This window comes from Arthrobacter sp. JUb115 (genome assembly GCF_004365035.1).
Classification (GTDB): domain Bacteria; phylum Actinomycetota; class Actinomycetes; order Actinomycetales; family Micrococcaceae; genus Glutamicibacter.
Map to the genome: position 1 here is coordinate 14,219 of NZ_SOBS01000005.1, position 14,502 is coordinate 28,720.

Sequence of the window (14,502 nt, forward strand, 5' to 3'; positions counted from 1 at the left end):
CGCAAGGAGGTCCGCTCCCACGGCCAGTGCAACGTGTCGGGCCGCTAGCTAGCCGGCATCTGCTTCTGCGCGTCTTCCAATGCCTTGCGGACATCGGCCTCGGTGATTTTTTCGCCCTGGGCAATCCTGGCGAATTGCTTGGCGATGGCCTCGCCTACGAGGGATTCCATCTGCCCTTCGGTGGGGAACAGCGGCATCGGGGCAGCGTTATTGGCCAGGATCTCCTTCTTGGCCTGCTGCTCGGGGGTGTCGAAGGCCGGGTCGTCGAAAGCTTCGGTGACCGATGGCAGCGAGGTGTACTTGGCGTTCAGCTTCTTCTGCTCATCGACGCTGAGCAGGTGGTTCACGAATTCAAGGGCGGCATCCTTGTTATCCGAGTTCTCGAAGACGCTCACGTTGATGCCGGCAACCAGCGACTGGGTGGCTTCCAGCCCGGTGGCATCGGCGTTCTTCAGCGGGATGGGCGCCATGGCGTAGTCCTCGAAGTCAGCGGCATTGAAGGACTTGCCCGGGGCCTGGTCGAAGAACATGGCGGCGTTGCCGTCCATGATTTCCCCTGGCAGCACCGAACCGTCATTGATCTCGGCGTTGGACTTGGAGACAACGCCGTCCTCGCCCATCAGCTGGATCCAGTCGTTGACGCCGCTGACGACGCCATCATTGGTGAAGTCCGGCTTGCCGTCCGTGGTGTACAGCTCGCCGCCGTTCTGCATGCCCAGGATGAATGCGGAGTGGGCATTATTGGCGGTACGCTGTCCGGCCAAGGTGAAGCCGTACTGGTCGACCTTGCCGTCGTCGTCGGTATCCTTGGTCAGCTTCTTGGCGGTGGCCAAGAATTCATCCCAGGTCTTCGGAGCCTGCTTGATGCCGGCTTCCTCGAACATCTTGGTGTTGTAGTACAGGCCGTAGGCCATGGAATACAACGGCAGCGAGGTTGGGGCCTGGCCCTCGGCGCCGCCGGTGGCCAGGGCTGCCGGCACGAACTTCTCGGCTCCGCCTATGGCCTCCAGCGCCTCGCCTTCAAAGGGGACGAAGGCGCCGCTGGCCTGCAAGGTGGTGGCCCAGGTGTTGCCGATGTTCAGCACGTCCGGCCCTTCGCCGCTGGAGACGGCGGTGAGGATGCGGTTGTACAGGTCGGCCCAGGGAACGACTTCCAGCTCGACCTCGATGCCGGTTTCCTCGGTGAACCGCTTGATGGATTCGCCCAGGATCTCCTCGTCCTGGGTGACCGAGCTGCCCTGGTTCGAAGCCCAGTAGGTGATGGTCCCGCCGGCTTCTTCCGAGCCGGAGCCGGAAGCCGAGCCGGAACAGGCGGCCAGGCCGCTGAGCGACAACGCTGCGATGGAGGTAATCGCCGTGAAGCGCCCCAGCTTGCTCTTGAAATGTGGTGCAGACATGTTTATTCCTTTTCAGGTGCGGGTGATGCTGTCAAGGGGTGGTGCTTCAGGCAAGGATGCCGGGAGCCGAAGGATCCCAGGCTGGGTCCAGCAGCGCGATGGGCTCGATCGTCGAGGCCACGTCGATGAATGCTCCCGATTCCATTGCTTCCGCGGCGCAGACCATGATGTCCAGGACGTGGAACGCCAGTTCGCCGGGCACGCGTTCCTTGCGTCCCTCGCGGATGGCTTGGGCGAGTTCGGCAACGCCGGTGCCGCGCCCGTAGGTGGATCCTTCGGCGGTGACAACGCTCGGCTCCTGGTCCTCCAGGTGCAGGATGGTGTCTCCGGTGAATTCGTTCGGATCCGGCAGCTGCGCGGTGCCTTCCGTTCCGGAGATCTCCACGAACCCTGCACGCTTGAGCTTGGAGTCGAAGCTGAAGATGCACTGCGCACTGGCCCCGGATTCGAAGGAGAGCAGCGCTCCGACGTGGGTTGGGACCTCGACCGGGAAGCTGGTTCCGGCCTTGGGGCCTGCACCGATGACCCGCTGCGCGCGGGCCTGCGAACCCAGGGCGGCAACCTTGGCTACCGGGCCGAAGACCCGCACCAGGGTGGTCAGGTAGTAGGGCCCGAGGTCGAAGAGCGGTCCCGCGCCGTGGGCGAAGAGGAATTCCGGGCTGTGGTGCCAGGATTCCGGGCCGGGGCCCTGGAAGATGGCCAGGCCCGAAAGCGGGGTGCCGATGGCGCCTGCTTCAATCTGCCGCAGGCCGGTCTGCAGGCCCGCACCCAGGATGGTATCCGGGGCCACGGCGACGCGGACTCCTGCTGCCTTGGCGGCGTCGACCAGCTGCCGTCCGGATTCGCGGTCCAGCGCGTAGGGCTTCTCGCCCCAGACGTGCTTGCCGGCGGCCACCGCCTGCAGGGCTACCTCGACATGAACTGCCGGGATCGTCAGGTTCACGACGATCTGGATGTCTTCGCGGGCCAGCAATTCAGCATAGGTTCCCGAGGCTTCCACGGACCATTTGCGCGCTTGGCTTGCTGCGCGCTCGGTATCCAGGTCGGCGATGAACCGCACGGCGAGGTCCGGGAATGCGGTGAGGTTCTCCAGGTACTGGTCGCTGATGGTGCCGGCTCCGACAATGCCCACGCCCATGGGCTGATTCTGAAATTCCATAGTCCCTAGTTCTTTTCTGCTACGAGGTAGGCGCGGCTTTCGGACACGGCCTGGAAGATGTCGCCTGCGAAGTCATCGAGTTCCACCACATGCAGCATGCCGCTGGTGGCGTCGATGATCTGGTCGATCGGCATGGATCCGCTGCCCACCGGAACCTGTTCCTTGTGGTTCTTGGACTTCGGCCCGTCCTTGATGTGCAGGGCCACGACGCGGGGTGCCAGCGCTTCAAGCAGCTGGAGCACATCGGCGCCGCCCACGGCAACCCAGTAGGTGTCCACTTCCAGGACGACTTCCGGGTCCAGCAAGCTAGCCAGGTATTCCAGGGCCGTCTTGGAATTGATCTTGCTGGAGATCTCCCAGTCGTGGTTGTGGTAGCCGACCCTTATGCCGTATTCGGCACCGCGCCGGGATGCGGCGTTGAGCTTCTGCGCGATGGCACCGATGGACTCGGCATCCTGCCACTGCTCCGCCGGGATGAACGGATCGATGACGGTGCTGATGCCGAGTTTGCCGGCCGCGGCGAAGACCTCGTCGTAGTCCGAGGAGAGCAGCGGTGCGTGCGCCGTTGGCGCGCTGAGTTCGTTCTCGGCCAGCGCCTGTGCATACTCGTCAGCGCGGGCCACGAAGTTGTACGGCTCGACTTGCGTGTAGCCGATGCCAGCTACGCGTTCGAGCGTCGCGGCCAGGTTCTCTGCGATGTGCTCGCGCAGCGTGTACAGCTGGATTGATAGGTCGTGGGCAGGCAAAGGCGTCTCCTGAAAGAAGTGGTGGGTGCGATCCAGATGCTCATGACTTGCATCACACCTTGAGACTAGTTTTACTTTTGTCGATAGTCAATAGAAGTATGTCGACATTCTCATAAAGTGTTTCGGCTTCGCGTCCATTGCTGTGTTTTACTGGGTTCATGGCCAATCCTTCGAGCCCCCAAAGCATGCAATTCGCCCGCGGCGCCAGTGGGGCAGGCGACGTCTTGCAACTGTTCATGGACGGTGCCGCGCACAGCCGCACGGACCTTGCCGCCCTGACCGGCATGGCTCGCTCCACCCTGCAAGAGCGCCTCGACGTGCTCATCCAGCTGGGCCTGGTTGGCACCATCGCGGATGGCGCGTCCACCGGAGGCCGCCCTCCCCAGCGGCTTGCCCTGCTCCCCGATGCCCGCCTGGTGCTGGCCGTCGATCTGGGAGCCAGCCACCTGCGCGTTGCGCTGACCGATCTGGCCCCCACTCCCCTAGTGCAATCCCAGGCTCCCATTTCGTTCGCCGACGGCCCGGTGGCGATCTTGCAGACCGCGATGGATCTGGCCGATGGCTTGCTCGATTCGCTGGGCCGCACCCGTGACGATGTCATTGCCATAGGCATGGGAGTGCCAGGGCCGGTGAATTTCGAGACCGGCCGTCCCGCCAATCCGCCCATCATGCCCGGATGGGACGACTTCGACATCCCCGCTTGGTTCCAGCAGCAGCTGGACGCCTTGGTAGTCGTGGACAATGACGTCAACCTCATGGCCATTGGCGAGAAGGACCAGCTGGAGACCGGCAGCGAGGACTTCATTTTCGTCAAGCTGGCCACCGGCATCGGCTCGGGCATCATTTCCGGAGGACTGCTGCAACGCGGAGCGCAGGGCACAGCCGGCGATATCGGGCACGTGCGCATCCGCCGCGGCGATGGCATCTACTGCCATTGCGGCAATGAAGGCTGCCTGGAAGCCGTAGCCGCCGGACCCAAAATTGCCACCGCGTTGCGGGCGCAGGGCATCGAAGCGCACAGCAACACCGATGTGGTCGCCCTGGTGAACTCGGGGAACATCCAAGCGATCCATGCAGTGCGCCAAGCCGGCCGCGACTTGGGCGAGGTATTGGCTGCCAGCGTGAGCTTGCTGAACCCGTCGCTGATCGTGGTCGGAGGTCGGATCTCCGCCGCCGGAGAGCACCTGCTGGCAGGCATCCGCGAGGTGGTCTACCAGCGCGGAGCGCCGCTGTCCACCCAGCACCTGCAGATCCGCACCTCGCGCAGCTGGGAAGTTGGAGCCCTGCGCGGAGCCAGCATGATCGCCATCAGCCAGGCCCTGAGCCCGCAGGCCATCGAACGCAGCGCGCTGGCGCTGATCCCCGCCACCTAGGAGCTGGAGGCAACCGGAAATTCCTCCGATTCTGAAATACCGGACAGCTCTGCCCATTCTCCGGTACCCAAGCCATGGCCGATAGCCAATGATGGAATCAGTTAGCTACGTTACATCGTAAGGAATTGCCATGAGCCACGAACCACGTGTTGTCCGCGCCCCGCGCGGTACCGAACTGACCGCCAAGTCCTGGGCCACCGAAGCCCCATTGCGCATGCTGATGAACAACTTGGATCCGGAAGTTGCCGAACGCCCCGAGGATCTCGTGGTCTACGGCGGCACCGGCAAGGCAGCCCGCTCATGGGAGGCATTCGATGCGATCGTCCAGACGCTCAAGGACCTGGAAGAGAACGAGACGCTGCTGGTGCAGTCCGGCAAGCCGGTCGGCGTCTTCAAGACCAACAAGTGGGCACCGCGGGTGCTGATTGCCAACTCCAACCTCGTTGGCGACTGGGCCAACTGGGAGCACTTCCGCAAGCTCGAAGCCGAAGGCCTGATGATGTACGGCCAGATGACCGCCGGTTCGTGGATCTACATCGGCACCCAGGGCATCTTGCAGGGCACCTACGAAACCTTCGCCGCGATCGCCGAGAAGCGTTTCAAGGGCTCGCTGGCCGGAACCCTGACCTTGACCGGCGGCTGCGGCGGCATGGGCGGCGCCCAGCCGCTGGCCGTGACCCTCAACGGCGGTGCCGTGCTGATCGTTGACGTGGATGAAACCCGACTGCGCCGCCGTGCCTCCAAGCGCTACCTCGATGAGGTCGAGCTGGATCTGGACAAGGCGCTGGGCAAAGTCCTGGCAGCCAAGTCCGAAGGCCGCCCGCTGTCGGTGGGCTACGTCGGCAACGCCGCCGAGGTCTTCCCGGCGCTGCTCAAGCGCCACGAAGCTGGAGAATTCTCCTTCGACATCGTCACCGACCAGACCAGTGCCCACGATCCGCTCAGCTACCTGCCGGTGGAATACACCATGGACCAATGGCACGCCGAAGCCGAAGCCGATCCGGCCGGCTTCACCAAGAAAGCCCAGGCCGCCATGGCCGCGCAGGTCGAGGCGATGGTGGGATTCCAGGACGCCGGCGCGGAGGTCTTCGACTACGGCAACTCGATCCGCGACGAGGCACGCAAGGGCGGTTTCACCCGCGCCTTCGAATTCCCGGGCTTCGTCCCGGCCTACATCCGTCCGCTGTTCTGCGAAGGCCTGGGCCCGTTCCGCTGGGTAGCGCTGTCCGGGGATCCCGAGGACATCAAGGTCACCGACCAGGCGCTGAAGGACCTGTTCCCGGAAAACCAGCACCTGCATCGCTGGCTGGATGCCGCACAGAAGCACGTGGAGTTCGAGGGCCTGCCGGCGCGCATCTGCTGGCTGGGCTACGGCGAGCGCCACAAGGCCGGCTTGCTGTTCAACCAGCTGGTCGCCGAAGGCAAGGTCTCTGCACCTATCGTGATCGGCCGCGACCATCTGGATTCGGGTTCGGTAGCTTCGCCGTACCGCGAGACCGAGGCCATGAAGGATGGCACCGATGCCGTGGCCGACTGGCCGCTGCTGAACGCCTTGACCGCAACCAGTTCGGGTGCCACCTGGGTTTCGATCCACCATGGCGGTGGCGTGGGCATGGGCCGTTCCATCCACGCCGGCCAGGTCTCCTTGGCTGACGGCAGCGAAATGGCCGCCGCGAAGCTGGAGGCACTGCTGACCAATGACCCGGGCATGGGCGTCATCCGCCACGTCGATGCCGGATACGAACGCGCCGCCGAAGTTGCCGCTGAGCGCGGCGTGCGCATCCCGATGGCCGCACAGGAGAAGTAGGACGCGCACATAGCCTGAAGCACCACTGTTTGTGGTGCCTCAGGCTATTTATTCAATTCCAGGACCGCGCGGCCCGGTTTACGGCTTGCGGGTTTCCGCGCTGATAAACCAGGCTTGCTGCTCCAGATCCGCAATGTACTGGTGCAGGATATCGGCGGTGGTCGGATCCGCTTCATCCACCGGGTCATGGACCTCTCGCATGACTCCCACAGTGGTCTGCAGTGCCTTGACTACCATGTCCACTGCATTGGTGGTCAGGATTTCGGTATTCACGGGTTGTTCCAGCTTCGTGTACTTCGTGACCGTTGCTGCCAGCCCGTCCGGAGTGGCATGCAAAGCTCGCATCCGCTCGGCGATTTCATCCGAGCCGCGGCGCGCGATGTCAACGATTTCGTCGAGGTTCTGGTGCAGGTCGCGGAAGTTGGGACCAACGACGTTCCAGTGGATTTGCTTGCCCACCAATTGCAGGTCCAGCAGCTGGATCAGCACGGTCTGCAAGGACTCGCGCAGCACTTCCGGAGCCACGAACCCGTTTTCTGCGTTTTCGCGATCAGTTTTCTTTGCTGGAGTCTTCTTCGAATTAGCCAATGCTTCTCCTTACGTTGTCATGGACGCTTGGGGCAAGACCTTTCTCGGTGTCCCAGTCTGGACACTATCGATTTACCGGGCAGATTCCGACCGGATGGACAATTCTTTCGGAGAACGTTCAGCTTTCTCTTCGCGCCTGTTGAGCAATTCCAGAAGCCGCCATGGCAGCTGCGGAAAATCCTCCTTGTCCCTCGGGTTCCCGGGAATGGCGATTCCTTTAGCACGCAGTAGTGAATATTGGCCGAAGTCTCTGAACACCATGGGTATTGGCTTAACTGCGGGTTTCCAGCGGCTCTGAGCTTCCCCGAAATCCTTGAACCGGGCTTTTTCTACGCATAGCGTAGGGCAAGTCAGGAACCACCGACCCACGGAGGACAGCATGTCTGAGCAGGATGCAAACGAGCAGTTCGGGAACTTCGACAACAACGAATCTGAAGGCTTCGAAAGCCAGTCCAATTCAGATTTCGGATCAAATGACAATGGCGGATTCGAAAGCCAGCAGTCAGAACAGCAGTCCTATGGCGGTGGCGAAAGCCAGCAGTCCTACGGCAATGACAGCCAGTCGGAACAGCAGTCCTACGGTGGCGGCGAAAGCCAGCAGTCAGAACAGCAGTCCTACGGCAGCGACAGCCAGTCCGGACAGCAGTCGGAGCAGCAGTCCTACGGCGATAGCAACGAATCCGGTGAGGAATCGTTTGGCGGCGAAAGCCAGTCCGGACAGCAGTCCGATGGCCAATCGTATGGAAACGATGAAAGCCAGTTTGGTTCCGAAGAGCGGAATGAAGGATTCTAGGAACCAAATAGCCCGGTAGGTTCGCCTGCCGGCTCAAATCGTGCCCCTTCTCCCCCTGGGCACTAGTAATCGCTTCACTGCTTGCACTGGGCAAGCGGTGAAGCGATTACTTTTGTCCCCGCACGGAATCGTCAGCAAATTGCATGGTTGCGTGCTCCCGGGGCACGAGAACTCATTCGTTCCTGAGCCGTTCGCGTTGGTCATTTATCGTCATTCAACGCAGAATGTATCTATACCGCGTGTCCAAATGCGCTGGCCGGTTCGATTGACAGGATGGTTATGTTCTCGAAAATTACCAAACGCCTCGCTGGGCCGCTGGCGGTTGGAATCCTTGCAGTCGCACTGGCAGGTTGCGTGAGCATCCAACCCTCCAGCGAAGAGACAAGCGCACCAGCAGAAGAAAGCATGGCACCGGAGAACGCCGGGCCTATCGAAGGCAGCGTCACCCCAAGCTCCAAAGCCCCAGAAGGCGCTTCTACTGGTACTCCCAATGTTCCGAAGGCACCTGCGGACAGCACCTTCCAGTCCGTCTATGATTTCCTCGATGCGCAAGCGACCGAAATCAGGTGCACGGGCGGCATGGATATCTCTGAAATGGGTCAAATGCTGAAGCTCATCGGCGATTGCCAGAACGTCACCGTCTCTGGTTCCGGAAACATGATCGTCGCTCCGCACATCAAGAATCTTGAGCTGGACGGCAGCGGTAATATCGCAGCGGTCAAGAACATCAAGCACGTAACCTTTAGCGGCATCGGCAATTCTGCCGCATCCCTTAACGAGAACGCCAAGGTCACGGACAACGGCTCGTCCAACAAATTTGGCGAGGAAGCCTTCGAAGGCATCACCTTCTGAAACCGGAACCCCTGAACGGGCCTCCAATTGGAGGTCCGTTCTTTTCTCCCTCCAGGGCACTGTCTGGTATTTCGGACAGATGACCCGAATATCAGTGCCGTGCAAACTCGTTCTGCCGAACAATGGAGATTAGAGACCTCATTGCAGCGTAGAGAACGGATTGAAAATCATGGCTACTTCCCCGCACGTAACCCTGGACCTAGCTGGCGCCACCGCCGATGACGTGATTGCGGTAGCCCGGCACAACGCGCAGATTAGCCTCGCGCCTCAGGTTCTTGAAGAACTGGCAGCAGTCCGCGCACACATTGATGCCCTGGCTTCAGCCGACACCCCGGTCTATGGCATTTCCACCGGGTTCGGCGCCCTGGCAACGCGCCACATCGCTCCCGAGGACCGCGCTAAACTGCAGCGTTCGCTGATCCGCTCGCATGCAGCCGGCATGGGCGACCCAGTTGAGCGCGAAGTGGTGCGCGCGCTGATGTTCCTGCGCGCCAAGACCCTGGCCTCGGGCCGCACCGGCGTGCGCCCGGTAGTGCTGGAAACCATGGTTGGACTGCTTAATGCCGGCATCACCCCGGTGGTGCGTGAGTACGGTTCGCTGGGTTGCTCAGGAGACCTTGCTCCGCTCTCCCACTGCGCACTGGTCTTGATGGGCGAAGGCGAGGCCACTGACCGCGAAGGCGTGAAGCGCCCAGTGCCGGAGCTCTTTGCTGAAGCAGGACTGGAACCTGTCGAACTGGCGGAGAAGGAAGGCCTGGCGCTGGTCAACGGCACCGACGGCATGCTCGGCCAGCTGCTGATGGCACTGGCAGACCTGGAAGAGCTCGCAGACATTGCCGATGCCACCGCGGCCATGAGCGTCGAAGCCCAGCTGGGCACCGACCAGGTCTTCCGTGCTGAACTGCACGAACCGCTGCGCCCGCATCCGGGCCAGGGCCGCAGTGCTGCGAACATGTTCAGCTTCCTTTCGGGCTCCCCCATTGTCGCTTCGCACCGCGAAGGCGACGGCCGGGTGCAGGATGCCTACTCGCTGCGCTGCTCCCCGCAGGTTACCGGCGCAGTGCGCGACACCATCGCCCATGCCCGCCTGGTCGCCACCCGCGAATTGGCGGCAGCCATCGATAACCCTGTCGTGCTGCCATCGGGTGAAGTCACCTCCAACGGCAACTTCCACGGTGCTCCCGTGGCGTACGTCTTGGACTTCTTGGCCATTGCCGTAGCTGACCTGGGATCCATTGCAGAGCGCCGAACCGATCGCATGCTCGACCCGGCTCGTTCCCGCGATCTGCCAGCTTTCCTTGCCGATGACCCGGGCGTGGATTCGGGCATGATGATCGCCCAGTACACGCAGGCCGGACTGGTCGCGGAGAACAAGCGTCTGGCCGTACCGGCCAGCGTGGATTCCATCCCGTCATCAGCGATGCAGGAAGACCACGTTTCCCTGGGTTGGCACGCGGCGCGCAAATTGCGCACCTCGGTCGCCAACCTGCGCCGCATCCTGGCAATTGAAATGCTGATTGCCGGCCGAGCCCTGGATCTGCGCCAGCCATTGCAGCCTGGCCCGGCTACCGGCGCCGTATTGGAGCTGCTGCGCACCAAGGTCGCAGGTCCGGGCGAGGACCGTTTCCTCTCTGCGGAGCTGGAAGCTGCTTGCCAGTTGCTGGCCTCCGGGGAAGTGCACCGCGTGCTGGAAACCCATCTGCCAAAGTAGCCGTTCGCGGCCAACTGTGTGGGGCGCCGGACAATGCCCGGGCATCTGCGCGCAAGAGGCGTAAGCTTGGATACCGGGAAACCACTTACCTCGCGTGAAAGAATCGTCTAATGCAACGCACCATGTTCAAGTCCAAGATCCACCGGGCAACTGTCACCCAGGCAGACCTGCACTACGTAGGCTCGGTCACCGTTGACTCCGAGCTGCTCGAAGCCTCGGATATCCTGCCCGGCGAACTGGTCAGCATCGTAGACATCACCAACGGCGCCCGCCTGGAAACCTACACCATCGCCGGCGAGCCGGGCAGCGGGGTCATCGGCATCAATGGTGCGGCAGCGCATCTGGTGCACCCCGGCGACTTGGTCATCCTGATCAGCTATGCGCAGATGGAAGACGCCGAGGCTCGTGGCTATGTGCCGAGCGTGGTGCATGTGGATGCCGATAACAAGATCATCCACCTCGGCGATGATCCTGCCGAAGCGGTGGCCGACGGGGTGCAGACCCCGCCGCACGCACTGCTGAACAGCAAGTAGTCCAGCTTCACAAGGCCAGCCGGCGCGCAAGGTATTGCGCGGTTCTGCTGGCCTTGTCTTGCGCCACCGCCGTTGGGGTCCCCTCGGCAACGATGCGCCCGCCGCCATCCCCGCCGGCCGGCCCCAAATCGATCACCCAGTCGCTTGCGGCAACCACATCCATCTGGTGTTCCACCACGATGACGGTGTTGTCCTGGTCGACCAGCTGCTGCAGCTGCGATACCAGCAGCTGCACGTCGGCAGGGTGCAGTCCGGTGGTGGGCTCATCGAGAAGATAGAGCGTGTGCCCGCGGCGCTGGCGCTGGAGTTCGGTGGCCAGCTTGATGCGCTGGGCTTCGCCGCCGGACATTTCGGTAGCTGGCTGGCCCAGCTGCAGATACCCCAGTCCGACTTCGCGCAGGGTCGCCAGGGCCCGTGCCGCGGAAGGGATTCCGGAGAGGAATTCTTCGGCTTGGCTGACGTCCAGTTCCAGGATCTGGGCAATGTTCTTGCCCTGGTATTCGACGTCCAGGGTCTGCTGGTTGTACCGGGTTCCGCGGCATTCGGGACATGGCCCGTAGGTCCCTGGCAAGAAGAGCAGCTCGATTTCCAGGTAGCCTTCGCCCTGGCAGTTCTCGCACCGCCCGCCGGCAACGTTGAAGGAGAAGCGTCCGGCACTGTAGCCGCGTTGCCTGGACAGCGGCAGCTCGGAGAAAGCCTTGCGGACCGCATCGAACAGGCCCGTGTAGGTTGCGACATTGGATCTGGGCGTGCGCCCGATGGGCTTCTGGTCCATCAGCACTACGCGGCTTAGCTGATCTGCGCCGGTGACCTCGGCGATCACCGCGCGGTCCGCCGTCGCCTCCGGATCCTCCGGCCCGGCAAGCACCGGGCCGCCCGCGGCCTGGGCCAGGGCACCGCAGACCAGGCTAGACTTGCCCGATCCCGACACGCCGGTGACCGAACAGAAGACCCCCAGCGGGAACGCGGCGTCCACGTCGTCCAGGTTGTGCAGGTTCACCCCGCTCAGCTGCACCCATCCTTGGGCTTCGCGCGGCTCGCGGCGCGGTGCAGGCCCGGGATCGAGGAAGCGCCGGGTCACGGATTCCTGAATTCCGGACAGCCCGGAAACTTCTCCGCTGTAGAGCACCTGCCCGCCGTTGCTGCCCGCGCCCGGGCCGACATCGACAATCCATTGCGCACGGCTGACCACATCCATGTTGTGCTCCACCACGAATACCGAATTGCCTTCGGCCTTGAGTGCATCGAGCACCTCGATCAGCGGCTGCACATCGGCCGGGTGCAGCCCGGCAGATGGCTCATCGAGCACGTAGATGACGCCGAACAGTCCCGCGCGCAGCTGGGTGGCGATGCGCAGGCGCTGCATTTCCCCCGGCGACAGCGTCGGGGTGGCGCGGTCCAGGCTCAGATATCCCAGCCCGAGCTCGACCAGCACCTGGATTCGGCCCAGCAGGTCGGCGCTGATGATGCTCGCGACTTCAGCCTGCGCCTCAGCCTGGGCATCAGCCGCGAAGGGGCGCAAGAGCTCGGCCAGGGAGCTGAGCGGCTTGCCGTTGAATTCCGCGATATCCAGGCCGTCGAAGGTGACCTGGAGGGCATCGGGGCGCAATCCCGTCCCCGAGCACGCCGGGCAATCCTGCGAATGCATGAAAGCCAGCGCCTTGGACCGCAGGTTCTCGCTCTTCGAGGTCGCAACCGTGTGCCGGACGTAGCGTTCGGCACTCCAGAACCGGCCCTTGTACGGTTTGGCCACGCGATCCCGTTCCGGGGTGACTTCCACGACTGGCTGGTCTTCGGTGAACAGCAGCCACTTCCGTGTTTCCGCGGGCAGCTGCTGGAACGGAACGTCGATGTCGTAGCCCAGGTGCGTGGTGATGTCCCGCAGGTTCTTGCCCTGCCAGGCGCCGGGCCAAGCCGCAATCGCGCCGTCCCTGATGCTCCGGGAGGAATCCGGGACCAGCGATTCCTCGCTGACCGAATGCACCGTTCCCGCACCGTGGCATTGCGCGCAGGCGCCGGCCGCGGTGTTGGTGGAAAAGGCATCCGAATCCAGCCTCGCCGCACCCTGGGGGTAGGTTCCTGCGCGGGAGAACAGCATGCGCACGGAGTTGGACAGCGTAGTCAGGGTCCCGACGGTGGAACGGGAACTGGCAGCGCCACGCCGTTGCTGCAGGGCCACGGCCGGTGGCAGCCCGGAGATGAATTCCACCTTGGGAGTGTGCCCCTGGGCGATCAGGCGCCGCGCGTAGGGAGCCACCGATTCCAGGAATCGGCGCTGGGATTCAGCGAAGATGGTTCCGAAGGCCAGGGAAGATTTCCCGGAACCGGAGACCCCGGTGAAGGCGACAATGGAATCGCGCGGAATGCGCACTTCGACATTGTCCAGGTTGTTCTCGTTGGCACCCCGCACATGGATGAATCCGTCATGGTCGGCAGGTGCCCGGAAGGATGCAAAGCTCTTCATCTTTCCCACACTATGCGCCTGCACGGGGCGAACTCAATTCGCACCTCGCGCGCTCACCCTTCTGATTGGCAGGCCGCGTCGGGGCATCCTTGCCAGGTCTTCGAGAAGTATCCGACGATATCGGCACTGTGATCCCACGGGTAGATTTCATCGACCTTCCCGTGGATACGCATCGCCGCCTGCTCCACAGCCAGGTGGAAGAACCGGCAGACCTGTGAGTAGTGCCAGAGATCCGCAATCAGCTCGGCCAGCTGTCCATGGGCCAGCGGCCGGCCGGGTCCAAATCCTGCTGCCGCCATAGCCTGGAACACGATCTCCTCCGTGAGTTCATGGCCTTTGCCGCAATCGCACCAGGCCAGGCCCTGGCTGGGCATCGACCACACATCAATGCTGCTCCCGGCGGCGCCATCGGGTTCCATCTGCTCCTCCATCATCGAATTCTGCTTGGCTCCCGAATGTACCGGCCGCGACCTACAGTTTGGCCCGGCGGGCCGGCAGGCTCTTGCCTGCACCGGCATTGCTTGGCATAGTCGTTTGAGCCGGCGGGGTTCAACCAGCTGGCGGATTGAGGCCGAGGAGAACAGTGATGATCAAGCGTTCCCACCCCGATACCAGCGATGGCGCACCGCACCGGCAGTGGAACGAGCTGCTGCAGGAAATGCGGGTGATGCAAACTGGTGTGCAGATCCTGGCTGCTTTCCTGGTGGTCCTGCCCTTCCAGGCGAGGTTCGAGATGCTCAGCCGAACCGACGAGGTGGTCTACATCATCTTGCTGGTGGCGGCCACTGTGCTGATTCTGCTGCTGATCACCCCCGTGGCCGTGCACCGGTATCTCTTCGGACAGCGGCTCAAGGAGCAGACGGTCAGCTTGGGCCACGCCATCGTGAAGATCGTGGGCATCGGCGTGGGGTTGCTGGTCTCGGGTTGCGTCTGGTTTGTGCTGCAGGTGCTCTTCGGCTGGCAAATCGGGGCCTGGATCGGAGGGCCGCTGATCCTGGTGGCCTTGTTCCTGCTGGTGGCGCTGCCGCGGATCCTGATCCGGGTTGGACCCGAGAACGCCTCGGGGCACTAGGCTTCGG

13 protein-coding genes are annotated in these 14,502 nt (G+C 63.0%); 7 read left to right on the forward strand and 6 right to left on the reverse strand.

What is annotated here, in order from left to right; translation table 11 throughout:
* Positions 1-44 precede the first annotated feature (44 nt).
* The 3 genes from EDF61_RS10055 to EDF61_RS10065 are packed head-to-tail and all read right to left on the reverse strand — an operon-like array spanning position 45 to position 3,302.
* Positions 45-1,397 (reverse strand): ABC transporter substrate-binding protein, encoded by a 1,353-nt coding sequence (locus tag EDF61_RS10055; RefSeq protein WP_133833997.1) that lies wholly within the window; start codon positions 1,395-1,397, stop codon positions 45-47.
* A gap of 46 nt (positions 1,398-1,443) precedes the next feature.
* Positions 1,444-2,556: a Gfo/Idh/MocA family protein gene (locus EDF61_RS10060; protein ID WP_133833998.1), complete on the reverse strand. Its 1,113-nt coding sequence runs from the start codon at positions 2,554-2,556 to the stop codon at positions 1,444-1,446.
* A gap of 5 nt (positions 2,557-2,561) precedes the next feature.
* Positions 2,562-3,302, reverse strand: a complete 741-nt coding sequence (locus EDF61_RS10065; protein ID WP_133833999.1) for a sugar phosphate isomerase/epimerase family protein — start codon at positions 3,300-3,302, stop codon at positions 2,562-2,564.
* Between the two features lie 158 nt (positions 3,303-3,460).
* On the opposite strand from EDF61_RS10065, the gene EDF61_RS10070 reads away from it, so the two are divergent.
* Both EDF61_RS10070 and hutU read left to right on the forward strand, forming a co-directional pair.
* Positions 3,461-4,675, forward strand: coding sequence for an ROK family transcriptional regulator (locus EDF61_RS10070; RefSeq protein ID WP_133834000.1), 1,215 nt, complete (start codon positions 3,461-3,463; stop codon positions 4,673-4,675).
* Between the two features lie 130 nt (positions 4,676-4,805).
* Complete coding sequence (gene hutU, locus EDF61_RS10075) at positions 4,806-6,482, forward strand: urocanate hydratase (protein ID WP_105661944.1); 1,677 nt, start codon at positions 4,806-4,808, stop codon at positions 6,480-6,482.
* 78 nt (positions 6,483-6,560) lie between these two features.
* Here hutU and EDF61_RS10080 read toward each other — a convergent pair whose 3' ends face one another.
* On the reverse strand, positions 6,561-7,070 hold the full coding sequence (locus tag EDF61_RS10080) for a Dps family protein (RefSeq protein ID WP_133834001.1): 510 nt from the start codon (positions 7,068-7,070) through the stop codon (positions 6,561-6,563).
* Between the two features lie 379 nt (positions 7,071-7,449).
* On the opposite strand from EDF61_RS10080, the gene EDF61_RS10085 reads away from it, so the two are divergent.
* From EDF61_RS10085 to panD, 4 genes are all read left to right on the forward strand, one after another.
* A complete protein-coding gene (locus tag EDF61_RS10085) occupies positions 7,450-7,863 on the forward strand; it encodes a hypothetical protein (RefSeq protein WP_133834002.1) in 414 nt (137 codons plus the stop codon).
* Positions 7,864-8,136: 273 nt separating this feature from the next.
* Positions 8,137-8,715 (forward strand): DUF3060 domain-containing protein, encoded by a 579-nt coding sequence (locus tag EDF61_RS10090; RefSeq protein ID WP_105661948.1) that lies wholly within the window; start codon positions 8,137-8,139, stop codon positions 8,713-8,715.
* A 169-nt stretch (positions 8,716-8,884) separates the two neighbouring features.
* Positions 8,885-10,426: a histidine ammonia-lyase gene (hutH, locus tag EDF61_RS10095; RefSeq protein WP_133834003.1), complete on the forward strand. Its 1,542-nt coding sequence runs from the start codon at positions 8,885-8,887 to the stop codon at positions 10,424-10,426.
* Positions 10,427-10,536: 110 nt separating this feature from the next.
* Positions 10,537-10,959 (forward strand): aspartate 1-decarboxylase, encoded by a 423-nt coding sequence (gene panD / locus EDF61_RS10100; RefSeq protein ID WP_105656340.1) that lies wholly within the window; start codon positions 10,537-10,539, stop codon positions 10,957-10,959.
* A 7-nt stretch (positions 10,960-10,966) separates the two neighbouring features.
* Here panD and EDF61_RS10105 read toward each other — a convergent pair whose 3' ends face one another.
* Positions 10,967-13,423, reverse strand: coding sequence for an excinuclease ABC subunit UvrA (locus tag EDF61_RS10105; RefSeq protein ID WP_133834004.1), 2,457 nt, complete (start codon positions 13,421-13,423; stop codon positions 10,967-10,969).
* Between the two features lie 53 nt (positions 13,424-13,476).
* Positions 13,477-13,857: a hypothetical protein gene (locus tag EDF61_RS10110; protein WP_208294256.1), complete on the reverse strand. Its 381-nt coding sequence runs from the start codon at positions 13,855-13,857 to the stop codon at positions 13,477-13,479.
* Positions 13,858-14,009: 152 nt separating this feature from the next.
* On the opposite strand from EDF61_RS10110, the gene EDF61_RS10115 reads away from it, so the two are divergent.
* On the forward strand, positions 14,010-14,495 hold the full coding sequence (locus EDF61_RS10115; protein WP_133834006.1) for a DUF6328 family protein: 486 nt from the start codon (positions 14,010-14,012) through the stop codon (positions 14,493-14,495).
* The last annotated feature ends 7 nt before the right edge of the window (positions 14,496-14,502 follow it).